Source organism: Undibacterium hunanense, from assembly GCF_014284335.1.
Taxonomy (GTDB): Bacteria; Pseudomonadota; Gammaproteobacteria; order Burkholderiales; family Burkholderiaceae_D; genus Undibacterium; species Undibacterium hunanense.
In genome coordinates this window covers 1-24,533 of sequence record NZ_JACOGF010000002.1, presented here as the reverse complement: position 1 = coordinate 24,533, position 24,533 = coordinate 1, and the positions used below count along the sequence as shown (strand labels likewise).

At 51.6% G+C, this 24,533-nt stretch carries 22 protein-coding genes; 13 read left to right on the top strand and 9 right to left on the bottom strand.

The window, feature by feature from the left end; genetic code table 11:
- Positions 1-7: 7 nt before the first annotated feature.
- The 3 genes from H8L32_RS03285 (at position 8) to H8L32_RS03275 (ending at position 4,341) form a co-directional block, all read left to right on the top strand.
- A complete protein-coding gene (locus tag H8L32_RS03285) occupies positions 8-1,132 on the top strand; it encodes a GNAT family N-acetyltransferase (RefSeq protein ID WP_186945762.1) in 1,125 nt (374 codons plus the stop codon).
- Between the two features lie 1,005 nt (positions 1,133-2,137).
- Positions 2,138-2,644 carry a DUF2059 domain-containing protein gene (locus H8L32_RS03280; RefSeq protein ID WP_186945761.1) on the top strand — a complete coding sequence of 169 codons (507 nt, stop codon included), beginning with the start codon at positions 2,138-2,140 and terminating at the stop codon, positions 2,642-2,644.
- A gap of 470 nt (positions 2,645-3,114) precedes the next feature.
- Positions 3,115-4,341: an arabinose transporter gene (locus tag H8L32_RS03275; RefSeq protein WP_408058805.1), complete on the top strand. Its 1,227-nt coding sequence runs from the start codon at positions 3,115-3,117 to the stop codon at positions 4,339-4,341.
- Positions 4,342-4,392: 51 nt separating this feature from the next.
- Here H8L32_RS03275 and H8L32_RS03270 read toward each other — a convergent pair whose 3' ends face one another.
- Entirely contained in the window at positions 4,393-5,067 is a 675-nt protein-coding gene (locus H8L32_RS03270) for a TetR family transcriptional regulator (protein WP_186945760.1), read from the bottom strand.
- 225 nt (positions 5,068-5,292) lie between these two features.
- The gene (locus H8L32_RS03265) at positions 5,293-6,177 is read right to left on the bottom strand and encodes an SDR family oxidoreductase (protein ID WP_186945759.1); all 885 of its coding nucleotides are present in this window, start codon (positions 6,175-6,177) and stop codon (positions 5,293-5,295) included.
- A 97-nt stretch (positions 6,178-6,274) separates the two neighbouring features.
- Here H8L32_RS03265 and H8L32_RS03260 point away from each other — a divergent pair, with 97 nt between their 5' ends.
- Entirely contained in the window at positions 6,275-7,138 is an 864-nt protein-coding gene (locus H8L32_RS03260) for a helix-turn-helix transcriptional regulator (RefSeq protein ID WP_186945758.1), read from the top strand.
- A gap of 155 nt (positions 7,139-7,293) precedes the next feature.
- On the opposite strand, the gene putA is transcribed toward H8L32_RS03260, so the two are convergent.
- Positions 7,294-10,908: a trifunctional transcriptional regulator/proline dehydrogenase/L-glutamate gamma-semialdehyde dehydrogenase gene (gene putA, locus H8L32_RS03255; RefSeq protein WP_186946279.1), complete on the bottom strand. Its 3,615-nt coding sequence runs from the start codon at positions 10,906-10,908 to the stop codon at positions 7,294-7,296.
- Positions 10,909-11,103: 195 nt separating this feature from the next.
- Here putA and H8L32_RS03250 point away from each other — a divergent pair, with 195 nt between their 5' ends.
- A complete protein-coding gene (locus H8L32_RS03250; RefSeq protein WP_110254407.1) occupies positions 11,104-11,562 on the top strand; it encodes an Lrp/AsnC ligand binding domain-containing protein in 459 nt (152 codons plus the stop codon).
- Between the two features lie 101 nt (positions 11,563-11,663).
- Here the strand turns inward: H8L32_RS03250 and H8L32_RS03245 are convergent, their stop codons facing one another.
- Positions 11,664-12,302, bottom strand: coding sequence for a LysE family translocator (locus H8L32_RS03245; protein WP_186945757.1), 639 nt, complete (start codon positions 12,300-12,302; stop codon positions 11,664-11,666).
- A 194-nt stretch (positions 12,303-12,496) separates the two neighbouring features.
- Between H8L32_RS03245 and H8L32_RS03240 the strand changes: the two genes are divergently transcribed.
- The 4 genes from H8L32_RS03240 (at position 12,497) to H8L32_RS03225 (ending at position 16,211) form a co-directional block, all read left to right on the top strand.
- Positions 12,497-13,351 carry a SpoIIE family protein phosphatase gene (locus tag H8L32_RS03240; RefSeq protein WP_186945756.1) on the top strand — a complete coding sequence of 285 codons (855 nt, stop codon included), beginning with the start codon at positions 12,497-12,499 and terminating at the stop codon, positions 13,349-13,351.
- 310 nt (positions 13,352-13,661) lie between these two features.
- On the top strand, positions 13,662-15,491 hold the full coding sequence (locus H8L32_RS03235; RefSeq protein WP_186945755.1) for an AMP-dependent synthetase/ligase: 1,830 nt from the start codon (positions 13,662-13,664) through the stop codon (positions 15,489-15,491).
- A gap of 206 nt (positions 15,492-15,697) precedes the next feature.
- Positions 15,698-15,970 (top strand): BrnT family toxin, encoded by a 273-nt coding sequence (locus H8L32_RS03230; protein WP_186945754.1) that lies wholly within the window; start codon positions 15,698-15,700, stop codon positions 15,968-15,970.
- The gene (locus H8L32_RS03225) at positions 15,954-16,211 is read left to right on the top strand and encodes a BrnA antitoxin family protein (protein ID WP_186945753.1); all 258 of its coding nucleotides are present in this window, start codon (positions 15,954-15,956) and stop codon (positions 16,209-16,211) included. Before H8L32_RS03230 ends, H8L32_RS03225 begins: the two co-directional genes overlap by 17 nt.
- 113 nt (positions 16,212-16,324) lie before the next feature.
- Here the strand turns inward: H8L32_RS03225 and H8L32_RS03220 are convergent, their stop codons facing one another.
- From H8L32_RS03220 to H8L32_RS03200, 5 genes are all read right to left on the bottom strand, one after another.
- Positions 16,325-17,584 carry a DUF4214 domain-containing protein gene (locus tag H8L32_RS03220; RefSeq protein WP_186945752.1) on the bottom strand — a complete coding sequence of 420 codons (1,260 nt, stop codon included), beginning with the start codon at positions 17,582-17,584 and terminating at the stop codon, positions 16,325-16,327.
- A gap of 66 nt (positions 17,585-17,650) precedes the next feature.
- On the bottom strand, positions 17,651-18,571 hold the full coding sequence (locus tag H8L32_RS03215) for an FAD:protein FMN transferase (protein ID WP_186945751.1): 921 nt from the start codon (positions 18,569-18,571) through the stop codon (positions 17,651-17,653).
- Positions 18,572-18,648: 77 nt separating this feature from the next.
- Entirely contained in the window at positions 18,649-19,788 is a 1,140-nt protein-coding gene (locus tag H8L32_RS03210) for a DUF3570 domain-containing protein (RefSeq protein ID WP_186945750.1), read from the bottom strand.
- Positions 19,789-19,844: 56 nt separating this feature from the next.
- The gene (locus H8L32_RS03205) at positions 19,845-20,096 is read right to left on the bottom strand and encodes a DUF4266 domain-containing protein (protein ID WP_186945749.1); all 252 of its coding nucleotides are present in this window, start codon (positions 20,094-20,096) and stop codon (positions 19,845-19,847) included.
- Positions 20,096-20,650: a TlpA family protein disulfide reductase gene (locus tag H8L32_RS03200; RefSeq protein ID WP_186945748.1), complete on the bottom strand. Its 555-nt coding sequence runs from the start codon at positions 20,648-20,650 to the stop codon at positions 20,096-20,098. The genes H8L32_RS03205 and H8L32_RS03200 overlap by 1 nt, the downstream gene beginning before the upstream one ends.
- 406 nt (positions 20,651-21,056) lie before the next feature.
- On the opposite strand from H8L32_RS03200, the gene H8L32_RS03195 reads away from it, so the two are divergent.
- The 4 genes from H8L32_RS03195 to H8L32_RS03180 all read left to right on the top strand — a co-directional run bounded on the left by H8L32_RS03195 (position 21,057) and on the right by H8L32_RS03180 (position 24,047).
- Entirely contained in the window at positions 21,057-21,443 is a 387-nt protein-coding gene (locus tag H8L32_RS03195) for a carboxymuconolactone decarboxylase family protein (RefSeq protein ID WP_186945747.1), read from the top strand.
- 104 nt (positions 21,444-21,547) lie between these two features.
- Positions 21,548-22,048 (top strand): cupin domain-containing protein, encoded by a 501-nt coding sequence (locus H8L32_RS03190; RefSeq protein WP_186945746.1) that lies wholly within the window; start codon positions 21,548-21,550, stop codon positions 22,046-22,048.
- A 168-nt stretch (positions 22,049-22,216) separates the two neighbouring features.
- Positions 22,217-23,272, top strand: coding sequence for a sensor histidine kinase (locus tag H8L32_RS03185; RefSeq protein WP_186946278.1), 1,056 nt, complete (start codon positions 22,217-22,219; stop codon positions 23,270-23,272).
- A 34-nt stretch (positions 23,273-23,306) separates the two neighbouring features.
- On the top strand, positions 23,307-24,047 hold the full coding sequence (locus tag H8L32_RS03180) for a LytR/AlgR family response regulator transcription factor (protein ID WP_186945745.1): 741 nt from the start codon (positions 23,307-23,309) through the stop codon (positions 24,045-24,047).
- Positions 24,048-24,533: the final 486 nt, after the last annotated feature.

The window sequence follows — 24,533 nt, the reverse complement described above, 5'->3', positions numbered from 1 at the left end:
TTCAGACTTGAATACATCCCTACCACCGCATGTGGTGGCTGATGCCCTGTGGCTGCTGACTGCCCGTTCCCGGGGTGGCCAGCACTGGGTCAGCAATACCGATTGCGCCATAGATGCAATCGAGATTGCCGGTCACAGCCAGCCAGTCAGCGTGCTTGACCACAGCAACTGGCAAGACAGTTATGTCGCCAGCCCGCGTTCCACCTGGTTGCGCTATGCCCGCCAGGAAATGCTGCGCCAGCTAAGCCCTGGTCTGGCGGCACTGGGTCAACTTCTCTCCTGCGCCCTGTTCGGCCCCATGTCGGCATTGCTGAATGCCAGCAAACTGGACCAGGCAGCCATCTGCGGCAATCACCTTATATCCACCAACCTGTATCCGGACTGGTCAGCAACTGCGGTACAACAAACCACAGACAACCTGCTGCAAAAATATCCACAGCGCCCATTAATGATGCGCAATATCTGCCCGGCATTACACCCGGCACTGGCGCAAGAACTTATCCACAACGGTTGGCAAATGCTGCCATCGCGCATGGTATATCTGTGTGATCCGCAAGAAAAATCAGTCTGGAAACATAATCACGTCAAACAGGATGCACGCCTGCTTGCTGATAACGAGGTAGAAATCCTGCCGCATGAAGCCATACAGATCCAGGATTTACCTGTTTTGCGCGAGTTGTTCCGGCAATTGTTTATCGATAAGCATTCTTGCCTGAACCCGGATTTCAGCCTTGCATTCTTTGAACTTTGCCTGGAAACCCGGTTTCTCGAATTGTTTGCCCTGCGCTGGCAAGGCAAACTGGTCGGCGTCATAGGCTTATATGCCCATCCAGATAGCGGCTGTATCACTACACCACTGATAGGCTATGACACCAGCCTGCCGCAAGAACTGGGTTTATACCGCCGCCTCATGGCCTTGTTATTACATAAAGCGAAAGAAAAACAACTTAAACTGCACTATAGCTCTGGTGCCAGCCAGTTCAAACGGGCACGCGGTGGTCTCCCCCATCTTGAATATGCAGCGGTCTACAGCCAGCACCTGCCCACCTCCAGCCATCAATCCACCCGCCTGTTTGCCAGTATTCTACAAAACTGTGCCCCGGCTATCCTGAAACGTGCTGACCATTTGTAATTTGTAGCAAGATCACAAGTCTGAAGTACGCAAAAAAACTGTAAACATAATAAGCACACAATAAAAACCCTGTGGACAAGTCTATGTATATCCCCAGGATGAACTGTGCAAAACCACCCTTACTTATCCACTGCCGATTTTTATCCCAAAACTGTTCTTCTTTCATACAAGACTTATAAGAACATCTATACATGGACTAAGCTTTTGATTCTGTGGACAAATACAGACTTATCCACAAAAAATCGCGACGTTAACTACTACTACTATGTATATATAAACTAAGTTATTTAATTGAACGGCCTTAAGCATCCCGGAGATATTTTTTTATTTTTTCAAAAACACACCTGGGCTTTGAATAAAAAAATCAGCTCTTCCACAAACCAAAACAGTCAGTCAAAAAAGCTGTTCATCATTTGAATAAACCTCTGCTTAAAAAATAGGCTTTTACAAATTTTCAGATAAATTTTTCCAAAACTTGTTTTTACTTCTGGATGAAACTAAAAAAAACAGCTGCCAGCACAGCAAATGGTCACAAGCGACTGGCGTTGAAGACATGCAAGCGATTTTTGCTATTCAAAAAGCATCACTGACCAGGAATTGAACAGGCTTACATCAAGAATTTTCCTCAGCGACGCCGTATTTCAGGTCTTTTTGCAAAAAATTCAGCGGAAAAACCACAAAATATAAAAAAACTTTGTGGATAACTCATCTGATATCCACTGTATGCATTGTGTGTAAGCCAGAAATTATTCACTGCAAGGTTTACTGTTCAGATTTTGTCCTGTGGATATACAGAGGTTTATCACCGCCTTATCATTTGCTTAAACTTTTGATTCTGTGGATGTTTACCGACTTATCCACAGACAGGTGACTGCGTTAACAATCACTACCATGTATATATAAAGTTATTCAATTTAAGGGTATCCACAGGCAAAAAAAATCGAAAAAACAATTTGCCAGAACTACCGTAGAATTCGTAACTCGTTCAATCACAAAGAGATTTCCATGAAACTCTGGTCAAAATTATTGTTGTCGGCATTGCTGGTTTGTGGATCTGCCCATGCAGAAAAACCGACTGATGCCTCATTGAAAGAATTGCTGGTAGTGACAAATAGCCAGCAGATACTGAAAGCTGTCGAAGCACAGGTTGATGGTTTGATGAAAAATGTGCTGGAACAGACAACCAAAGACCGGCCACTGAACGCAGAAAGTCAAAAAGCGCTGGATAAATTCAGGGATAAAGTCCGGATTATCCACAAGGAACAATTTGGATGGGACAAATTGGAACCCCTGTTCATCGATATTTACAGCAAATCCCTGACCCAGGAAGATGTAGACGGCATTATTGCTTTTTACAAATCACCTGCCGGTAAATCCTACGTCAGCAAAATGCCGGCGATGATGCAGCAATCCATGGCATCCATGCAAAAATTGATGGGCCCCATGATGGAAAAAATAATACAGGCCGGCAAAGAACTGGATGAAGATATGGGCAAAGCAAACAAAAAGTAAGCTTTGTATAAGTTCCAGACAGACCTGAATCCTCCTGAAATGGCTTCAGGTCTGTGGAAAAAATGAAAGATATCAACAGCTACGACCAGGTATCAGTTAGATGCATGTCGTAAAAAATCTTTCTTACGTATGGCGCTCATAGCTTAAAGTGCCGGGCAAAACCAGGTAAATAAGTTCTTGTTTTTTTACAAACCAGATCTGCTCAGATCAACAAGCTTCAACAAACCATACCCTGCCTCACATCAAAATTTCAAATTTATACACAAGTCCATAGCTGATTTTGGCAATCTTTTAAAACGCGACTAGCTGTTGTACAAAGCCCCGAAATTGATCATGAAAAAATGTGCAAAGCCGCATCCAGCATAGCTTTCAAGGCTGTTCTGTACTGCCTGGCTTACGCGACTATTCGACCCGAATGAAGACTTTTATTATATCCAGCATTAATTACTTTTTTATGTCTGGAGTTTCCCGTGTCTTTACATTCTCAATCTTCGTCGCCTTTGTCTGCCGCAAAGGCAGTAGCTGGCGGCAATGTTTTTCTTAAACTGCTTACGCTTGCTCTGTCCGTTTTTATCGGTTTTCTGACCATTGGCATGCAGTTGCCTGTACTGCCGCTGTACCTGCATGAAACCCTGGGCATGAGTACTCTGGTCGTGGGCCTGGTCATAGGCGCACAATTCGTAGTTGCTCTGCTGTCACGTGCCTGGGCTGGCAACTTTGCAGATAGTCGTGGTGCCAGGCGTGCCGTGGTTGCTGGGCTATTGATCGTCGCCAGTTCTGGCCTGGCTTATCTGGCATCACTGCCCTTTGTGACAACACCCGCAATATCGGTCTGGATATTATTGACCGGGCGTATAGTGCTCGCCATAGGCGAAAGCCTGGTTGTCACCGGATCACTGGGTTGGGGAATAGGATTAGTGGGCCCACAAAACGCTGGCAAGGTGATGGCCTGGGTTGGTATTGCCATGTACGCTGCATTTGCATTGGGTGCACCTGCAGGTATTGTCGTGAATGGTAATTTTGGGTTTGCCGGCATAGCAGTTGCCACGATCTTGATACCGTTTGTAGCCCTGGCGATGGTAGCCCTTGTACCAGCAGTAGCACCACTGGCAAGCAAGCGTATTCCTTTTTATAAAGTATTCGCTCTGGTATTGATTCCTGGCATGGGTTTGGCCCTGGCCAGTATAGGTTTTGGCATGATTACAGGTTTCATTGCATTGTTGTTTGCTGCAAAGAACTGGGGTAATTCTTCGCTTGCCTTTACTGCTTTTGGCCTGGCTTTCATCGCTGCGCGACTTTTATTTGGACATCTGCCAGACAAACTCGGCGGCGCAAAGGTGGCAATGGTCAGTGTCGCGATTGAAGCAGCTGGATTATTGCTGATATGGTCGGCTGATACTTCAACTATTGCCTACACAGGTGTTGCCCTTGGCGGATTTGGTTATTCGCTGGCTTTTCCGGGTTTTGGTGTCGAAGCTGCACGTCGTGCACCACCACAAAGCCGCAGTGTTGCCATGGGTGCCTACGTCGCATTTCTGGATATCTCGCTGGGTATTGCCAGCCCGCTGGCGGGTGTCATCGCGGGCCAATGGGGCGTGCATACAGTGTTTCTGGCGGCTGGTGTTGCGGTTGGTTTATCTTTGCTGGTAGCAGTGCGTCTGCTGGGGAAACCATCGGCAGGTGAAAAAATCAGCTAATTTTCTCTGCTGTCTTGTTACTCATCTTTGCAAGAAAAATGATCAGGCCGGTCATGCTGGCTTCTGATCTTCGTTTACAGCTATCGTTGATTCATTATTGTCTTTGACATTGCTCAGGTAGGCACAAAACATGTCTGCCAGGGCATCCGCATATGCATCTATCCTGGAAGCAGGATAGCCATTTGCTGAAACATATTCGCCTGCACTGCTAAGCGTAGTGGAAATCAGTTCTTCAACAATTGAACGTGTGGCAGCGGATGCGGCAGGTAGCAATTCTTCAATAAAAATCTGCACGGTGCGATCCCAGGATAGCCATGCTTCCTGTGCTTCCGGATCATCGTTATACAGCGGTGCGATATCCGTGAGCGCGGCACGGATATCAGCTTCTTCACATTCTGAACGGATGAAGGCATGCACCAGCGTACGCAACCGTTCCAGTGGTGCCTGTTGCGCATCCTGAAGAATATTACGCAACATGCCTCCGGTCTGCCGCCATTCATCACTTTGCAGCCGAAAAAGTATCGCCGCTTTATTCGGGAAATATTGATATACCGAACCTATGCTGACGCCTGCTCTTTCTGCCACCCGGGCCGTGGTAAATTTTTGTGCTCCTTCCCGCTGCAACACCTGAAGGGCAGCTTCCAGGATAGTGGCAACCAGATCCGCCGAACGGCTTTGTTGCGGCCGTTTTCTTGAAGAAACAGGGGTGTTTTGACGTTTGCTCATGAGAGTATGAAACCGTGAATGCATGGAAGAAAAACGCGCCAGAAAATAAAATAGAACCGGGCTGTATGTACTCTTGCATCTGACGAGTTCATCGTATTTTAACTCAGCAAAAAATGCAGTACATTTGATCAAAAGGTCTGTGAAATGGTATTCACAGACCTTTTTCCTGGTATTCATCCTTCAAGGAAATTTCATATCACGTCATACATCAAGCACACTTTACCGTCACAGACTGATTTGCCTGATGCTTTCAAGTAAACCCGGGCCAGTAGGATGCCATTGCAACAGCTCACGTGTTTTTGTACTCGTAGCAGACATGTCCTTGTCAGCAAACATTGACAGCCATCCGAAATGTCCGGGAGCCTCCTCTTTAGACAGACTCAGCACTGGAATGGCAAGGCGTTCGCCTATGGTTTCTGCAATGTCTCTGTACTTGATAGCTTCTTCTGCCGTTGCGTGATATCGCGCACCGGCTTGTCCTTTTTCGAGAGCGAGTCTGTAAAGCCGGCTGGTGTCTGAAACATGCGCGGCAGACCAGCAATTCAGTCCTTCGCCTACGTAAGCCGACACCCCCTTTTCGCGTGCCAGTGCAATCATGCTGGTCACCAGGCCTTGCTTGTCCGCATCATGTATTTGAGACAGGCGCACTGCTGAAACATGAATTCCACGCTGCAGCAATTCCCACGCTGCCAGTTCTGATGCCTTACGCGGATTAGGGTGTGCGGGATTGAAATAATCTTCTATGGCAGCCTGGCCAGGGATTGCCATACCTACCGGTGTCACCGAGGTAATAACCAGCGGACGTTCAGACCCGTCCAATACTTCGCCCAGTGCCATGATGACACGATGATCTTTATCGCAATTGGCAACAAAGTGCTGGAAGTTATGATCGAAAGCCGTGTGAATCACGCCATCACATTTGTCGGCCCCGGCACGCAGGCTGTCCAGGTCTTCAATATCGCCGCGATGTACTGTTGCCCCTGCTTCTGCAAGTGCCAGCGCGCCAGCATCGGAACGGGTCAGACCAAGAACCTGATGTCCCGCGTTAATAAGTTCAGGGATAATTTTTGAACCGATAAATCCGGTTGCGCCTGTCAGAAAGATACGCATGTTAGTTCTCCTTGGTTGTCAGGTTTCCATCATGCAGCAACAATCTATTATGTTAAAGTAGTGTCCTTATAGGGGTATAAACACCAACTGGATAGCGATGACAGAAAAAACGGAGAGTGCACTCGGGTCTTACCTGAAGGACCGCAGAAGTCGCATTGACCCCGCCACTTTCGGCTTTTCAACAATCCGGCGCCGTACTTCAGGGCTGCGACGGGAAGAAGTTGCGCAACTCTCAAACATCAGCCCAACCTGGTATACCTGGCTGGAGCAAGGTCGGGGAGGCGCACCATCGGTCGATGTACTCAATCGTATCGCTGCCGGACTGATGCTGACGGAACAGGAGCGGGAACATCTTTTCATGCTTGCCCGTGGCCACCCGCCTGACGTGAAATACAGGCCCACCGAAGGGGTAACACCGCGATTGCAGCGCTTGCTTGATGCGCTGGAAGTCAGTCCGGCTTTTATCAGGACTGCGACCTGGGATGTCGTGGCGTGGAACCGGGCCGCAGCAGCGGTGCTGACGGATTACGGCAGCTTGCCGCCCGAAGAGAGAAACATCCTGCGCCTTATCTTTTGCAACGCCCGTGTTCGTCGTGCACAGACAGACTGGGAAGGCGTCGCCCGCTTTGTGGTCAGCACTTTCAGGACTGACGTGACGCGCGCAGGAGCGAGCGCTGAAGTTCAGCGACTGGTAGAAGAATTGATCAAACTCAGCCCGGAGTTTGAAGCCTTATGGAAAGACAAGGATGTTCGTGTCTATGGAGAAGGTATCAAACGCCTGAACCATGCAAGCATAGGACTTATAGAGCTGGAATATTCAGGGTTTGCTGTCGATGGTCGTCCCGATTTGGGTATGGTTGTGTATAACCCAAGCACCAGTGCAGACGCCAGCCGGATTCGTACGCTCATCGCTGATGCTGCAAGTAGTGGAAGCTCCGCAATGACAGCGTTTGCTGCATAGATGGACACCTGAGAATGGATACCTGAGACAAGCAATTGACGGCAGTTTAAAAACAAAGGCCTCGCATTTTTGCGAGGCCTCTTTGTATCAGTGTAATCAGCGTAATACGCCTGACTAAATTACAAGCTAAGTTACAAGCTAAATTACAAGCTGATTCATCCCTCCAAAGTCATCAAACTCGCATTCCCACCTGCTGCCGTGGTATTCACGCACAGCGCACGTTCAGCTACCAGGCGCCATAGCGGAATTTCTACATGGTCCTGGGTTTCAAGCACAGACACGATGGCTTCATCCTGAGCTGCAAACAGCAACTTGTAGTGGGCCAGCAAGGCACCTTCTATCAGGGCCAACTGGGCACCACACTGGTCGGCTTCGGCAGCGACGATGAGTTTGCTGACTTCCAACGGCAGGCCGCCTGGCAGCATGGCCAGGGTTTGTGCTGGCAACACCGGGGTATTGCCGGTGGCCAGTGTGGCTGCCAACTGGTTGATCAGACAATTGATGCTGTTGGCAGCGCAGAAAATGCGACCACGCGGGGCAAAAGACAAGGTATTGCGTTCCCCCGTAGGGCCAGGCAAAACCTGGGTCAGTTTGTAAGGGCTGGTATGGGCATAATGTTCGCCCAGTTCGGCTATGCGCTGGTGGCCATGGGTTTTGGCCCATACCAGCAAGGCTTCCAGTGCTGGTGGTGACTGGCGTTCATACACGGTATGGCCACCCAGACCAACCACAGGTGTGCGTTGCAGGCGTTTCAGGTACAGCGGGCCGCCGGCTTTGGGGCCGGTGCCGGATTTGCCTTCACCACCAAAGGGCTGGACGCCCACCACGGCACCGACGATGTTCCGGTTCACATAGATATTGCCGACATGGGCGCGATCAGTGATGAAGTTGATGGTTTCATCTATGCGTGAATGGATGCCCAGGGTCAGGCCAAAACCGGTGCCATTGATCTGATCTATCAATTGCGGCAAGTCATCACGCCGGTAGCGCAAGACATGCAGTACCGGGCCGAATACTTCTTTTTTCAGGTCCGCCAGGTTGGCAATTTCCAATACCGTCGGTGCCACAAACGTGCCGCTGCGGCAGCTGCTGGACAAATCCAGCGTGTAGAAGGACTTGGCCTTGCCGCGTAGGGTGTTGATGTGGCTGAGCAGATTGTTTTGTGCTTCAGCATCAATCACCGGGCCGATATCGATGGCCAGGCGGCCTGGCTGACCTATGCGCAATTCCTGCATGGCACCGTGCAGCATTTCTATGGTCTTGTCGGCAATATCTTCCTGCAAGCAGAGTATGCGCAGGGCAGAACAACGCTGGCCGGCGCTGTCAAAGGCGGATGACAGCACGTCATTGACTACCTGTTCAGGCAGGGCGCTGCTGTCAACGATCATGGCATTCTGGCCACCGGTTTCAGCGATCAGGGGAATGTCTATGCCTTCCGTCACTGCACGTTTGGCCAGGGTGCGGTTGATGATTTGCGCCACTTCGGTAGAACCGGTGAAAATCACGCCCTTGACGCGACGGTCTGCCACCAGTTGCGCACCGACCACTTCGCCCGTACCCGGCAAGAATTGCACTGCACCTCGCGGCACGCCAGCTTCATGCAGCAGTTGGATGGCGCGATAGGCGATCAGGGGTGTCTGTTCTGCCGGTTTGGCCAGCACCACATTGCCAGCCGCCAGTGCTGCACTGACTTCACCAATGAAAATCGCCAGCGGGAAATTCCATGGACTGATACAGACCACCGGGCCCAGTGCCTGGGTATTCGGCAGGCCTTCTACCTGGGCGGCGTAATAACGCAGGAAATCGACTGCCTCACGTACTTCTGCCAGGGCATTCGGCAAGGATTTGCCGGCTTCGCGTATGGCCAGGGCCATGAAATCCAGGGTTTGCGTTTCCAGCAAATCAGCCGCTTTTTTCAATACGGCGGCACGTTCTACCGGCGGCGTGGTTTGCCAGTCCATCGCATATTGTTCGGCTGCATGCAAGGCCGTTTCCACATCCTGGGCATCGGCTTCAGTGACATGACCGACCACATCGAGCTGGTTTGCCGGGTTATTCACAGGCCGGGTCTGGCTGGCCGATACCTGGCCATGCAGGATGGGGCCGGCAGTCAATGTCTGCTGGCTGCTCTCAGCAAAGCGGGCGCTTATGTGTTGCAGTTCCAGTTCATTGGAAAAATCCAGTCCGGCAGAATTTTTTCTTTCCTTGCCAAACAAATCCCTGGGCAAGGCAATGCCAGGATGCGCCAAACCACCCAGTTCACGCGAAACAGCAATAGGATCAGCCAGCATGGATGCGATGGACACATTCTCATCCACGATCTGATTCACGAAGGATGAATTTGCACCATTTTCCAGCAAACGGCGCACCAAATAAGCCAGCAGAGTCTGATGTGACCCAACTGGTGCATAAATACGGCAAGGTTTGTCCAGCTTGTCTTTGCCTACCACCTGGTCATACAAAGTTTCTCCCATGCCATGCAGGCACTGGAATTCATAGTCCGTGATACCGGCTTTTTGTGCCCAGGTATAAATGGTGGATAAGCTCAGCGCATTGTGGGTGGCAAACTGTGGATAAATCACATCAGTCGCCGCCAGCAGTCTTTGTGCACAGGTCAGGTAAGACAGATCGGTATAGACCTTGCGCGTGTAGACCGGGAAGCCGCTCATGCCATCCACCTGTGAACGCTTGATTTCCGCATCCCAGTACGCACCCTTGACCAGCCTCACCATGAACTTGCTGCCACTGCGGCGCGCCAGATCCACCAGGTAGTCGATCACAAACGGGCAGCGCTTTTGGTAGCCTTGCACGACGAAACCTATGCCTTCAAAGCCCTTGAGATCGGCATCAAAGGCCAGCGCTTCCATCAGGTCCAGCGACAGTTCCAGCCGGTCGGTTTCTTCGGCATCGATGTTCAGGCCGATATTGTATTGCTTGGCCAGCAGCAGCAGTTTCTTCAGCAACGGCAGCAATTCCGTCATCGTGCGCTCACGCTGGGCGCGTGAATAACGTGGGTGCAGGGCCGACAGTTTGACTGAAATGCCGGGGCCGTTTTTAATGCCTCGTCCGTTGGATGCCTTGCCTATGGCATGAATGGCAGTTTCATAAGCCTGGTAATAAAAAGCCGCATCCTTGGCGGTCAGCGCGGCTTCACCCAGCATGTCATAAGAATAGCGATAGCCGCGTTTTTCATTGTCCTGGCTGTTTTTCAGGGCTTCTTCTATGGTTTGGCCAGTGACAAACTGATTCCCCAGCATGCGCATGGCCAGGTCCACACCCTTGCGTATCAGCGGTTCGCCACCCCTGGCGATCAGGCGTGTCAGGGCCGAACCCAGGCCCTGCTCACTATTGGTGCTGACCAGTTTGCCAGTCACCAGCAAGCCCCAGGTGGCAGCATTCACAAACAGCGATGGTGATTCACCCAGATGCTTGCGCCAGTCGCCCTTGCTGATCTTGTCGGCAATCAGGCGGTCAGCCGTCTGGTGATCGGGGATGCGCAACAGCGCCTCGGCCAGACACATCAATGCCACACCTTCTTCTGAAGACAAGGAAAATTCATGCATCAGCGCATCAACGCCCGAAGCGCGGGTGCGCTGCTGACGGACATTGGTGACCAGCCGGTGTGCCAGTTCCGCAACACTGTTTTGCTGATCTTCATGCGGATCAACCTGTCCCAGCAACCATTGCACAGCTTCTGTCTCTGATCGGCGGTATGCTTGCGTAATGGCAGTTCTCAAGGGCGTAGCAGGGCTCAGGAGTTCAGCCTGCAAGGCAGAAAATGGGAGGTTGTTGGTTGGCACGATAGTTGCAATCCTAGAGAAATAATCAAAACAAATTAGATTTCATTGTATAGATGCTCTTCGAGGATTAATTCTGGAAATCAGAACATATATCGAAATTTTCTATTTTGTGAGAAAATTATGCCGAATATTATTAATCACCCCATCGACGATTTCTGACTTCTTATGCTCGACAAAATCAGTAAAAGAATTCTGGCCGAATTGCAAAACGACGGCCGTATCAGTAATGTAGAACTGGCAACAAGGGTCAATCTGTCCCCTGCTGCCTGCCTGGAGCGCGTGCGTAAGCTGCAAGAGTCCGGCTACATACTAGGATATACAGCCCAGCTCAATCCCCATCTTCTGGATGTGGCCCTGCTGGTGTTCATTGAGGTAGTGCTTGACCGCACCACGCCTGATGTCTTCGATGCCTTCCGGCGAGGCGTACAAGCCATCCCCGAAGTGCTTGAATGCCATATGGTGGCCGGCGGTTTTGATTATCTCGTCAAGGCGCGGGTCAAGGACATGAATGCCTACCGCGATTTCCTCGGCAAATCCCTGCTGCAATTGAATGGCGTGCGTGAAACGCATACCTATGCAGTAATGGAAGAAGTTAAAAATACCAGCTGCCTGCCAATCAAGTAAAAACGCGTTATCGCTGTTTTAAAGACAGGCTTGGCAATAATCTGGCACTGACCTCAAGTCAGTGCCTTGTTTTTTTGCTGGCTGTGAATAAACCTGTGCTTTTAATGCTTGTTGGCCAGCGCCAGCTTGATCCCAAAAGAAATAAACATCATACCGATAAAACGGTTCAGCCACAGCGTGACAGCCTGGCTGATGCGTACCCGCTGTCTGGCAAATGCCGTCGACACCGCTAGCAAATGGCACCACAGCATGCCGTTGAAATTGAAGATGCAACCGAGGACAATCAGCGCCAGTGGTTTATTGCTGGCATCTGCGGCGATAAACTGCGGCACAAACGCCAGAAAGAAGATCGCCACCTTGGGGTTCAGCACATTCGTCAAAAACCCTTGGGCAAAAATTTTCCCATGACTCAACGCAGGCAAGGGCGTGGTTTCTTTGCTGGTATTTGTTTTTGCCTTGCTCAGCAAGAGCGACACGCCCACATACAAAAGATAAGCCGCACCTGCCAGCTTGACGATGGTGAACGCCGTGGCAGACGTCGCCAGCAAGGCTGACAAACCCAGTGCCGCCGCCATGATATGCACCAGCGTACCCGCACCTATGCCCAGTGCCGCTGCTGACCCGGCACGCCACCCCTGCGTCGCGCTGCGCGTCATGATCAATAAAGAATCAGGACCAGGGGCGATATTCAGTAATATTCCGGCGATAATGAACTGGGTGAGATCTTGTGTGCCAAACATGGCGAGGCTCCTGAGTTGAACAATAGTGCGGACAAGGGTTTGATTATAATGGGCATTCGAGCTGCCCGCCGACTGGTAGCGTGTGCCCCGCGCACCGATTTTGGAAAAACGAAATTTTCCTGCAATATGCCAATGCTATATTCTGCAATCACCCTCCACGCATCATCACGCATCATCATTAAGCACCGGCACCCATGCTCATCGATTCCCTCTCCACTGCCGCCAGTACGAATATAAACGAAGACCTGGTAACCAGCTTCACTCATCCGGATGGCACGCTGGAACTGCTGGTATTTGACGGCGCCAGTTCGGTGTCGGACCGCAATTACCTGGATACCGGTCTCGGCGATCCGGCCTGGTTTGTCCTGCAATTTTCTGCTGCGTTGAAACAAGTCGCCACACCGCTACTCAGCCAGGCCGACAGTATGCAGCTCGCCCTGCAAGCCCTGCGTGAACAGCACAATTCCCTGCTACAGGTCGCCGCCATCCCCTGCCACGCCTGGCCGATTGCCGCGCTGACCTGGTTGCGTGTTCATGCCAATGGCGAAGATGTCAGCATCTATGCCCTGGGTGATTGCAAAAGCTTCTTGCTGGATGCTCATGCAAAAGTGAGTGATCTTGATCCCTATGACAATCCACAAGAAGGCATACTCAAATCCGCGATAGAAGCATTGCAGCAGGAAGGCCTGGATGAACAGGCGCGCTGGGCCAGGCTCTTACCCATGTTAAGAGAACGCCGGGTATCGCAAAACATGCACCCGCAGCCATCGATACTCTGCCTTTATCCACAGGGCCGTTTCGCTGCACGAGAACATCACATCAAGTTAAAACAGTCTGACCGCGTGCTGATCATGACCGATGGTTTTTATCGGCTTGTTGATAGCTACCACCTGTACGACACGGCAGGTTTGATGCAAGCCTGTGCGAGACGCGGGCTGCCAGCCCTGATGCAGGAATTGCGTGAACATGAAGTTGGCAAGTCTGGTGGCATGGCGGTGAAGAAGGCGGATGATGCTACGGTGGCGATGTTGAGTTGGCAGGAATGGTGAATTAAATTTTTTGCCTGGTGTCGTTCAAATTTATAGTAGATGGTGCACATGGTGCACCCTACAGTTTAGTAGCAAGGAATCGATAGCTTAGGACGCTTATGCGATGTCATCGCCGCATTCCTGAAGTTCATAGCAGCAGGATGACGTGGTCAATTTGTCTTCACGCAATAAGTCTTTCTCTAATTTGTTGCATAATGATGCTTTTAGCCCTTATTTTCTGGTAAATCCAAAAATACCGTGACTTTTCTTCTCGTAGGGCAAGAGTGTGAAGTACGGTGACGGGCTATTGATTTCATTTTCTAAGCATTTCATGTCTACCTCTGCGCAAACAGCAATACCTCCCGACTTATCCACAGTGCAAACCCTGGCAGAATTATTTGCCTGGCGGGTAGCACAAACACCTGATGCCGAAGCCTATCGTCAGTTCGATGATGTGGCTGGACAGTGGACATCCTATTCATGGCAACAGACACAGGAGCGCGTCACAGGCTTTGTCAAAGCCCTGTCGCCACTGGCGCTGGAACATGGCTCGCGTATTGCCATCCTGCTGCCGAATGGCTTGCATGCCGTGTGCATGGACCAGGCTACCCAGGCTTGTGGCTTTGTACCGGTGCCCATGCATGCGCTGGATAATCCTGCCAGTATTGCCTACATCCTGTGTGACAGCGATGCCTCGTTTTTAATCGCGGCGACCGATCAGCAATGGAAAGAAATTGCTGCTGCGGGTCTTGATCTGCCAGCCTTGCGCCAGGTCGTAGTTTTGCAAAAAACACTGGATGCCACTGCATTACCAGCCAGTTGCCCGGTAATGCATATCGACGAATGGCTATCCGGCGCAGCGCATTTGCAGGTGAATCCAAAAGGACCGCAGGCAGATGACTTGGCGGCGCTGGTGTACACATCGGGTACCACCGGCAAACCCAAGGGTGTCATGCTCACGCATACCAATGTGATGTCGAATGTGAAGGCGGTGGTGTCGCGCGTGTCGCCGGTGATCACAGATGTATTTTTATCCTTCCTGCCGCTGTCGCATACCTTCGAGCGCACTGCCGGTTATTACCTGCCGATTGCCGCCGGTGCCTGCGTCGCGTTTTCGCGCTCGGTCAAGCAATTGCCGCAAGACTTGCTGGAAGTACGGCCTACCATTTTGATTTCCGTGCCGCGCATTTATGAGCGTGTGTATGGTGTGATTCAGACCAGGCTGTCTGCATCCGCATTTCAGGCAAACCTTTTCAATCTCGCCATCGCCACCGGCTGGCGTCGTTTCAGCCGCAGCCAGGGTTTGCTGAAAGGGGATGGCATGACAGCGTTCATGGACAGCTTGCGCTGGCTGGTATTGGAACCGCTGATTGCCAGCAAATTGAAAAACCAGTTTGGTGGCCGCCTGCGGGTCGCCGTCAGTGGTGGCGCTGCGCTGTCACAGGCGATTTCCCAATGCTTCCTTGGCCTGGGTATACCCATCGTCCAGGGTTATGGCATGACAGAGACCGCACCTGTAGTCGCCTTCAATGCACCCGATGACAATGACCCGGCCACCGTAGGCCGCGCCGTGGACGGGGTTGAAGTCCGCATCGGCGAAAATGCAGAATTGCAGGTACGTGGCCCGAACGTCATGCGTGGTTACTGGAAGCGTGAAGAAGACACTGCCAAAACCTTTATTGATGGCTGGTTGCGTACCGGTGATCAGGCGTCGATCGTGGCGGGGCGCGTACGTATTCTGGGACGGGTGAAAGAAATCATCGTCACCTCGACCGGTGAAAAAATTGCCCCTGTCGACCTGGAACTGGCGATCACCAATGATGCCGTATTTGAACAGGCCTATGCCTTCGGTGAAAACTCACCCTTCATCGCCTGTGCGGTCGTATTGAGCCGGGTGTACTGGCGGGAACTGGCGCGTTCACTGGGCCTGAATCCGGACGACAAGGCCAGCCTGAAATCGCCAGAAGCCGTGGCCGCCGTGGTCAAACGCATACATGGACTGACCAGCAATTTCCCTTACTATGCACAACCACGTGCGGCAGTTCTGACGCTGGAACCATGGACCGTCGAAAACACCCTCATCACGCCTACCCTGAAACTCAAGCGCAATAACCTGCTGGCGTATTTTGAGGAAGATATGAAAGCCGTATATAAACGTTGATTGACAGATTGTGTAGTTCAAAGCACATAGAAATCTTAATAAACTCGATTCTTAAAAGGATTATTTTTTTCATATTGAGATTCAATGCTTTAAAAAATACCATCATTATTTCTGCAACGAAAAAGACATTAAATCCAAGTAGGAAATTTAGTGATACTCTATAATGTCAATACAAGTGTAAATACAAATATAGATACAGGTGGACGATGCGCTTCGATTGGGATGAACAAAAAAACCAAATCAACATCCGCAAGCACGGCATCGATTTTAGCGATGCGGCAGATATTTTTAAGCATCCAATGCTGACGTTCCATGATGGAAGAGAAGATTACGGTGAAGATCGCTGGATTGCACTTGGGTGGATTAAGAGCACGATAGGAGTAGTGGTCTATGTGGAGCGGAATGAAGATGTTATTCGCATTATCTCTGCTCGTAAGGCAACCAAAAATGAGGTGAAACGCTATGAACAAAGCATCTAAAACAGATTGGAAACGCCTGACTGCGATGAAGGATAAAGATATCGATACCAGCGATATTGCTGAATTGGGAGATGAATTTTTCCAGAACGCAGAATTGCGCATGCCACCCAAGCAGGCCGTGACGATTCGTCTGGATAGTGACGTGCTGGAATGGTTCAAGGAGCAAGGTCAGGGTTACCAGACACGCATTAACAAGCTATTGCGCGTGTATATGGAAGCCAAGCAGGAAAAGTCCAACTAAGACCTCGCGTATTGCCCCTCAAACAACAAGCTTGTTAATAATTCCTGACTTATACGCCTGCAAATATTCGTAATCCGTGTTGTTAGCACGCGTCAGCAGTCCGGCTCAACCACTCAGCCAAACGGTATGAAATCAATACCATTCTGGATTTTGGCTATCACCTGCGCCTGGTTTTCTGCGCTTTCACTGAAACCGGCCAGCGCTGTTGCCTGGGTATCTTTGCCGCTTGCCAGTTGTCCCAGCCAGTAATCCATGCCGGCCTGGTCAGGTGCCCTGTGCAAGACGTTTTGATAATAGGCGGTGATCACCTGCTGATTGGTGGGGTTATTGCCATACAGGGTATGAAACTCGGCTGAAGCGACAAAGCTTTTGGCGACATCCCCCAGGGTTTGCCCTTTGTCCATCTGCCCTATCCAGTAGCCCAGCCCTGCCAGATCTGGCGTGCGGTTAAATGCCGCCTGGTAGATACGGTAAGCGACTCCGGCGGTGCTGCTGATGTCCAGCGCCACCGACATGTCGGCAAACTGCAGGCGTTCAACCTGGTTGACGGTATCCGTGCCTTCTGCCCCGGTTTTATCCTGCACGGTAAAATTCGAACCCGATGCCGTAATCGTAAAATCGGCACGCTTGCCGGCATACACGGCGGTATCCAGGCCAGCGCCGCCATTGATGGTGTCGTTTCCGGCCAGGCCGGTGAATATATCATTGCCACTGGTGCCGGTGAGGGTGTCATTGCCGGTCGTACCGACGATGCCGCCCACGGTGGTTTTGGCGACCGTGGTGAAGGAATAACTGCTGGTGCCGACAAAACTGTTGCCAGCGATATCCTTGATGGCACCGGATGGTATCGACAGTTTATAGGTGGTGCCGTTGCTCAGGTCATTGGTAGGGTTGATGGTGACTTTGCTGCCGGATATGGTGACATTGCTGCTTTTGCTGATGTCATAACTGGCAACGGTGGTGCCATCGGCACTCTGCAAATTGATGACGCCGCTACCAGCTGCCACCGGTTCGCTGAATGTCAGCACGATATCACTGCCGGTAGCAACACTGGTCGCCAGCGTTGCCGGGCTGAAGCTGATCACTGTCGGCGGTGTGGTATCGCCAAAATAACTGAGCAGGTTCAGCACGTCCTGGCCATTGTTGAATACCAGTATCTCCATATTGATCAGGGTGGCATGCAAGGCACCACTGGCGCTGGAGATACTGTCCACATGCACGGTACCATCCGCATCCCGGGTGATGAGGTAGCTGGAACGCAGCGACGTACCCAGGTTCAGCGTATCGGTGCCCCCTTTTCCATCGAGTGTGAAGGTCGAGGGGTTGACGACGGTCCAGGTATCATTGCCGTCGGTGCCGGATATAGTTGCCATGATGTGTTCTCCAGGTAAATCACTTGATTCTTTGTTTTGCCATTGCCATCGTTACCGCTATTGTCACTACCGGGCAACTATTGCATCTGCTACACGCGGTGGTGCATGCATATGCATTTCACCCTGCTGGTCTATCGCCAGGTAAGCCACGCCTGCCGCTTTCAGGTAAGCCAGGCCCTGCTCTTCTTTCAGCATGGCGATGGTGGTGCAACTGCCCGCCAGTGAAGCCAGCGGTGCGCGCACACTGATGCTGCGCCAGTACTGCACCGGCATGCCGGTACGTGGATTGAGGATATGGCAATAACGCTGACCAGCCACTTCAATATATCTTTCATAATCGCCACTGGTGGCCAGCGCACCTTCCGGTACCGGGATACTGGCGACGATTTTTTCCTGCTGCCTGGGGTCCTGTATGCCCATGATCCAGGCTTGTCCATCCGGCTTGGGGCCAAGTACGCGGATATCTCCGCCCAGATTCACATAACCATGGGTGGCGCCGCGTTCCAGCAACAGCGCAGCGGCGCGGTCAGCGGCATATTCCTTGCCAAAGCCACCAAAATCAATCTCCATGCCCGCTAGTGGCAGACGTATGCTGTCTGCTCCGCGTTCTACCCTGTGCCAGCCTGTCAGCGCACACAGCGCAGCCAGATCAGCCGCTGCCGGTACCTGTGCCCGTTTGAAATCCCAGGCACGGCGCAAGATGCCGGCGGTAATATCAAACAGGCCATCGCTGGCAGCATGCAGGGCCTGCGCATAATCGAGCAGGGAATTTGTTTCTGCATCACAGACCACGGCTTCACCACCCGCCTGCGCATTGATTCGGGACACGATACTGTCCGCCCGGTAACGCGAATAGGTACTCTCTATCCTTTTGACTTCAGCAATCGCTTCCTGCGCGATGACAAACATGGCCTGTTCTTCCTCTGCCGCGATGACAACTTCGCAGGCACAGGCCATGGCTTGAAAAGGAATACGGTAAATCTGCATAATTGCTCACATCAGTGCCCAGTTTTGTAAGGCAAACCAGGCATGCTTATTTTTAAACCGGCTTTCAAAACGGATTTTTAAAACTGCTTTGAAATTCCCAGCTGTATGCTGCGCGCACGGAAAGGCAGCAAGCCCGGGCTGCCACTGCCGAACAATCTCCATGATGCCCTTTGTTCATATTCTTCCAGCTTGATATCGGCCTGCCAGTCTTCCCCTATCTGTTTCGCCAGCTTGATGCCGATAGTGTGCGCACCATAGGCAGACACGCGCTGATCCTCGGAGTAATTCAAGGCACCAGCCGGTGGATTGGGGGCAAACGGATAGATGGAAGGATCAGCGTCAACATAAAAACTGGCCGCGCTTTGTGTGTACAGACGCAGCACCGGCGTAATGCTCCAGCCCTGCGCAAAGGGTTGCGTATATTCGGCACTGAAGGTATGTGCACGTATCTTCCACGAATCTGCAAAATAACGGTAACTCAGGCGGCTACTGCCTCCAGTGGCGTCGAAATGATGGTTCCAGCGTGCCAGCAGGGTATAACTGTTGCGTTCGCCGGGGCGCTTGTCCAGCACCTTGTAAGGGTCAGACAGGTAACCACGCCCGCGTGCCAGGCTGGCATTCAATTGCACGATATCATTCGTCGTCAGTACCTGGGTCACACCCAGCAAGGCATCAAATACCTGCTTGTTTTCACCTTTGACCCTGCCGGTGGAGGCACTCACGGTGTCATTGGCAAAGCCCATACCTGCAGTCCAGGTAGTATTTTTATCTTCACTGAACTGACTGCCCTGCACCGATACGCCGCGCGAGATATAGTCAGCCTCGGTGGAATAACTGGCACCCAGGGTCACTGTGTGGTGCGGCAGATAACGCGTCACTTCGGCATCCATGGCACGCCGGAAATCCCTGAGCTTGCTCAACGCATAGCTGTGAAACGCGGGCGATGCTCCGGATATGCTATCGGTGATGAAGCTGCCACCGACTGACCATTCATCGCCTATCGGTGTCATGATCTTCAAGGCATTGGCCTTGACCTTGACGCGGTCTTCGCCAGGCTGGCTATCCTGATAATCCAGTACTTTCAGGCTGATTGATCCTTTGTCTGGCGCTGATTCGGCATGCACCACGCCAGCGACCGGCAAAGCCAGTGCCGCGGCCAGCAAGGCTGAACCAAGATGCTCGTTATTGCGTGCCGGACGAGTGCTGGCTGATTTCATTCTGCGGTCCTTATCCCTTATCCATCACAGGCTGCTTTTTCAACTTCAGTACAATTTCAGTTGCAGCCACAGCCACCACCACCTACACCAGCACCACCAAACGCAGATTCTTTGCTGGAATAAGTATGTTCTGCATATTTGTTTTCCAGCGGATCGCCATCAAACGTCATTTCCTTTTTTGCCAGCTTGCCTTTTTCCCAGGCCTGTACCGGCTGTATCACGTTCATGACACTACAGGCAGAACAGGCCGATGCCAGCAACACCAGGCCCAGCAGGCGAGCAGATATCCACAGATTGCCATGCTTCATTATTTTCCTCCCAGAGCAGCCACGATGGCTTGCTCGATTTTTGCCTTGCTGCCTTCATTGAAGCCCGCATGTAGCGACAGGACTTTGCCATCCCTGTCTATCAACACACTGCTGGGCATACCCTTGACATCATATAGTCGTGGTGTGACACCCTTGGGGTCATAGCCGATCTGGAAACTGGCCGGAACGGACTTCAAAAACACGGCGGCGTCTTCCGCCTTGCTGTCCAGATTGACGGCCAGCACTTGCAGACCCTGTGCAGCATATTTCGATTGCAGGCTATTCATCCACGGAAAAGACTGCTTGCAGGGCCCGCACCAGGATGCCCAAAAATCCAGGTACAGCAGCTTGCCCTTGTAATCCGCCAGTTGTATGGGGCCGGGGCCGCTGCCACCCTGCACCGAAAATTCCGGCGCGGGTTTGCCAGCATCCAGCGCATGTGCCGGCAGATGCCAGCAGCCGAGGGCGACCACCAGTGCGACAGTGACAGACGTGGCCAGCCATGCCGGTGCGTATGTCTTGCGGTAATGCGGTAGCGGACGTGCATAGATCATGAAATCAGCCTCAATTAAACCTGAATAAAAAGCCTTGATAAAATCAGTAGCATCGGCAGCATGTATGAGCATTGCTCTTGAGCGGGGCTCATTAATGCAGCGTTTTTCATGCAGCGTTTTTCACACCCATCATAAGCGCTTCGCTCTTCAAATCAATGTTACCCATCGTAAATAAGCAGCCTATTTCTGTAAATGAATGTAACCTGCCGTGCTGTTTATTGTAGCCTGCATCGTAGTCTGTTATCAGACTTGTTGCCTGAAAGATATGCCTAGCTGCAAGCTGTCTTCATACAAAAAACAACATCCCCGTGATCTGGTGAAAGGCCGGTTCATTTGTCCCTGGCCTGCATTGACCCCGGGCTACTATCTGGCTAGCATGTTTTTTCACACATATGGGAGCCGGAACATGGATCAGCAATTTGAAGCAGGCTTGCAGATACGCAAGCAAGTCATGGGTGAGGCTTTTGTCGAAAAAGCCTTCAGTAATACCGATGCCTTCACTGCACCGCTACAGGAATTTGTGACCCGCAATGCCTGGGGTACCACCTGGTGCCGGCCCGGCCTGGATTTAAAAACCCGCAGCCTGATTACCCTGTCCATGCTGACTGCCATGGGCCGTGCGCAAGAAATTCGGGGGCATGTACGCGGTGCCGTGAACAACGGTGCCAGCATGCAGGAAATCCAGGAAGTCTTGCTGCATGCCAGCGTGTATTGCGGCATGCCGCTGGCGATAGACGCATTCCGTTCAGCCCATGAAGTTTTGCAGGAAATGGGCAAGATAGATGAGGCCTGATGTAGCGTAGCTGGCATAGACAGAGTGGAAAGCAGCGTGGATGCTAAAGATGTGCAAAAATCATGCTTGTCACCATGACATTTATCCACAAGTGAAAGCCCGCCATGACTGAAGCCAGCAAAGCTGTTGCATTAACTGAAGAGGGCATCACCAAGCCCTTTGAGATCAAGGACGTACCCTGGGACGGCTATGAACACGGCCAAAGTTTCGGTTCCCGTTACCAGCAACTGGGTGAATATGGCGGTAGTAAACACATAGGGGTCTGCATGGAAGAACTGGCACCCGGCAAACAAGCCTGCCCCAACCATTATCATCATCTGGAAGAAGAGCAAATGATGCTGCTGGAAGGCAGCCTTACCCTGCGCCTGGGCGAGCAGACCTATATCATGACGGCTGGCAGTTATGTGGTCTTTCCTGCTGGTCAAAAAGCCGGGCACAGCCTGTACAACCATACCGACGCTCCCTGTCGCTATCTGGTCATCGGCGAACGCAATCCGCATGACGTGATTGTCTATCCCGACGGCAACCGCGTCAGCGTGCGTCTGACGGGTGAAGGCTATAACAAGTCAGCCACCATGGAATACTGGGAAGCCGAAAAGGACTGATGCGCGACGGCGCCATGCGACCAGGTAAGCAAGTGACAGATGGTCATTATTTTGACAATCCGGGTTCCTGTTTCCTCATTTGGTGACATATCCACCCCCGACATGCCTGATTTACCGGATACTTCAGGCATTGCATCACTCACAGGGAAAGGATAGTGGATGCGTCGCATGTGGCTTTTCTATACGCTGGCCTGGCTTGCCTATTCCATACTTATCGGTTTTGTCGTACAGATAGATGGATTATCGAAGGCCCAGTTCGATTTCAAAGTGGCGCTGATGTCAGAAATCAGCACGGTGCCAGCAGCAGTGTTGCTGGCATTTATCTGGCCTCTGACCGGCCTGATAGAAAGCAAGAAATACCGGCCTCTCACTATTGCCACCATCCATGTCTTGCTGTCGCTGGTGTTTGGGGTTTTCTGGCATCTGCTGGTGACTTTTTTCATGCGTACCATTGTGCACATTGACTACCTGTCAGCTGACCGCCCCTTAAGCGTGGCTATCTGGCCCTTCCTGTATAGCCTGATGATGTATGGAGTGGTCGCCAGTATTTTTCATACCGTGCGCTCCAGCGAAGGCAGGCGCTTGCAGGTGCTGGCGGCCAGCCAGGCCCAGAACCTGCTGGTACAGGTGGAACTGGCCAGCCTGCGCAACAAGCTTAATCCGCATTTCCTGTTCAATACCCTGCATTCCATCATCGCCCTGATGCGCAAGGATGGCAAAGCGGCAGAGGCGGCGCTATTCCGTTTTTCCGATATGCTGCGCTATGTGCTGGATACAGAAAAAACCGGCATTACCCATGTGACGCTGGAAGAAGAATTGAATTTCGTGCGCGATTACCTGAATCTGGAAGCCCTGCGCCTGGGGCCAAGACTGAATGTGAGCTGGTCGCTGGATGAAGCCGCAGCCGGCTATGGCGTCCCGGCCCTGAGCATACAACCTCTGGTGGAAAACAGCATCAAGCACGCCTTTAATCCGCGCAGCCAGCCCGGCAATCTGCTGATACGTACCAAACTCAGGGCGCTGCAAAGCGAAGTCGATATCACCATCAGGGACGATGGCCCTGGAGCTGACATGGCACTGGTGCAGGCATCCAGCGGCATCGGAGTCAAAACCGTGGAAAGACGCCTGCAGCTTGAATACGGCAAGCGCGCCAGCTTCAAGATACAGACGGCACCGGGGCAAGGCTTTGAAATATGCCTGACCGTGCCGCTGACTTCGATTTGAGCTTCACTATCTACTCCCATACCTTGAATGCACCATGAAACAGAAAACCGTCTTTATTGCAGAAGATGAACCACTGGCAAGAGAAGTCTTGCGCGATGCCATTTGCAACCGCCCGGAACTCAGCCTCATCGGTGAAGCCGCCGATGGCGTCAGCGCGCTGACCCAGATCAATTTGCTGAAGCCCGATGTCGTATTCATGGATATACAGATGCCAGAAATGACAGGGCTGGAAGTCTTGCGTCGCCTGAGCCATTTGCCGGAGATCATTTTTACCACGGCGTATGACCAGTATGCGGTGACCGCCTTTGAACTGCATGCCGTTGATTACCTGCTCAAGCCGTTTTCGCAAGAGCGTTTTGAAGCCGCGGTAGATCGCCTGCTGGAGGCACCGCCATCCCTGCAAGCCATGGAACATGCACTGAACCTGGCCGCTGGTCGTGACGTAGGGCGTCTGGAAAGAATACTGGTGCGTGACCGTGGTCATATCTTTCCGGTGAATGTGAACGATATCGCTTACCTGAAAGCCGATGCCAAATACACCGCCATCATTGTCGGTGACAAGACCCATCTGGTCAGGCTGGGTATTTCAGAACTGGAAACCCGGCTTGATCCTGCGCGTTTCATACGCATACATCGTTCGCTGCTGGTAAACCTGGATTTTGTCGAATCCATGAAAGCCGACGAACAATCGCAACTGCGTCTGCACATGCGCGATGGCAGTGTCCTGCTGGCCAACCGGGAAGCGTCGAGGATGTTGCGGGATATGTCGATTTGATGTTGATAGTGACGGCCTGCAATATATATTGCTGCACATTGCTACACATCGCTGCATCAGCAAAAACGAAATACAGGCGGTGATGCAATGGTGCGCTAAGCCAGATTGTAAGCATATCCGTTTGAGCGCCCCAAGCCGTATTGATTTCTGATGCAAAAATGCTTGTGAAGCATTAATTGATATTGCAAATTAACAACTTATTGAAATTAATTCACTTTTTGTGATTAAAATCACATCTTTGTTAAAAAGTGTGTGCTAACCTCAGTTCGCTAAAATCTGGGTAATTGCGTGAATCTTTAGTAGTTCACACTTTCAAATCAATAAGTTAGGAAATTTAAATGGCCAATACCGCTGCAGACATCCAAAAGCTTTACATCGCTTATTTCAATCGTCCAGCGGACCCACTGGGTTTGGCTTATTGGACAGCGTCCAACCTGTCCCTCAAAGACATCGCGCAAAGCTTCTCCGTTCAGAAAGAATACGCAG

What these genes read in the sequence shown, in the direction of transcription:
- H8L32_RS03280 (WP_186945761.1), top strand. Translation starts at nt 2,138, where the DNA reads ATGAAACTCTGGTCAAAATTATTGTTGTCGGCATTGCTGGTTTGTGGA.
- H8L32_RS03270 (WP_186945760.1), bottom strand. Translation starts at nt 5,067, where the DNA reads ATGAGCAAACGTCAAAACACCCCTGTTTCTTCAAGAAAACGGCCGCAA.
- H8L32_RS03265 (WP_186945759.1), bottom strand. Translation starts at nt 6,177, where the DNA reads ATGCGTATCTTTCTGACAGGCGCAACCGGATTTATCGGTTCAAAAATT.
- H8L32_RS03260 (WP_186945758.1), top strand. Translation starts at nt 6,275, where the DNA reads ATGACAGAAAAAACGGAGAGTGCACTCGGGTCTTACCTGAAGGACCGC.
- H8L32_RS03250 (WP_110254407.1), top strand. Translation starts at nt 11,104, where the DNA reads ATGCTCGACAAAATCAGTAAAAGAATTCTGGCCGAATTGCAAAACGAC.
- H8L32_RS03245 (WP_186945757.1), bottom strand. Translation starts at nt 12,302, where the DNA reads ATGTTTGGCACACAAGATCTCACCCAGTTCATTATCGCCGGAATATTA.
- H8L32_RS03240 (WP_186945756.1), top strand. Translation starts at nt 12,497, where the DNA reads ATGCTCATCGATTCCCTCTCCACTGCCGCCAGTACGAATATAAACGAA.
- H8L32_RS03235 (WP_186945755.1), top strand. Translation starts at nt 13,662, where the DNA reads ATGTCTACCTCTGCGCAAACAGCAATACCTCCCGACTTATCCACAGTG.
- H8L32_RS03230 (WP_186945754.1), top strand. Translation starts at nt 15,698, where the DNA reads ATGCGCTTCGATTGGGATGAACAAAAAAACCAAATCAACATCCGCAAG.
- H8L32_RS03225 (WP_186945753.1), top strand. Translation starts at nt 15,954, where the DNA reads ATGAACAAAGCATCTAAAACAGATTGGAAACGCCTGACTGCGATGAAG.
- H8L32_RS03220 (WP_186945752.1), bottom strand. Translation starts at nt 17,584, where the DNA reads ATGGCAACTATATCCGGCACCGACGGCAATGATACCTGGACCGTCGTC.
- H8L32_RS03215 (WP_186945751.1), bottom strand. Translation starts at nt 18,571, where the DNA reads ATGCAGATTTACCGTATTCCTTTTCAAGCCATGGCCTGTGCCTGCGAA.
- H8L32_RS03210 (WP_186945750.1), bottom strand. Translation starts at nt 19,788, where the DNA reads ATGAAATCAGCCAGCACTCGTCCGGCACGCAATAACGAGCATCTTGGT.
- H8L32_RS03205 (WP_186945749.1), bottom strand. Translation starts at nt 20,096, where the DNA reads ATGAAGCATGGCAATCTGTGGATATCTGCTCGCCTGCTGGGCCTGGTG.
- H8L32_RS03200 (WP_186945748.1), bottom strand. Translation starts at nt 20,650, where the DNA reads ATGATCTATGCACGTCCGCTACCGCATTACCGCAAGACATACGCACCG.
- H8L32_RS03195 (WP_186945747.1), top strand. Translation starts at nt 21,057, where the DNA reads ATGGATCAGCAATTTGAAGCAGGCTTGCAGATACGCAAGCAAGTCATG.
- H8L32_RS03190 (WP_186945746.1), top strand. Translation starts at nt 21,548, where the DNA reads ATGACTGAAGCCAGCAAAGCTGTTGCATTAACTGAAGAGGGCATCACC.
- H8L32_RS03185 (WP_186946278.1), top strand. Translation starts at nt 22,217, where the DNA reads ATGTGGCTTTTCTATACGCTGGCCTGGCTTGCCTATTCCATACTTATC.
- H8L32_RS03180 (WP_186945745.1), top strand. Translation starts at nt 23,307, where the DNA reads ATGAAACAGAAAACCGTCTTTATTGCAGAAGATGAACCACTGGCAAGA.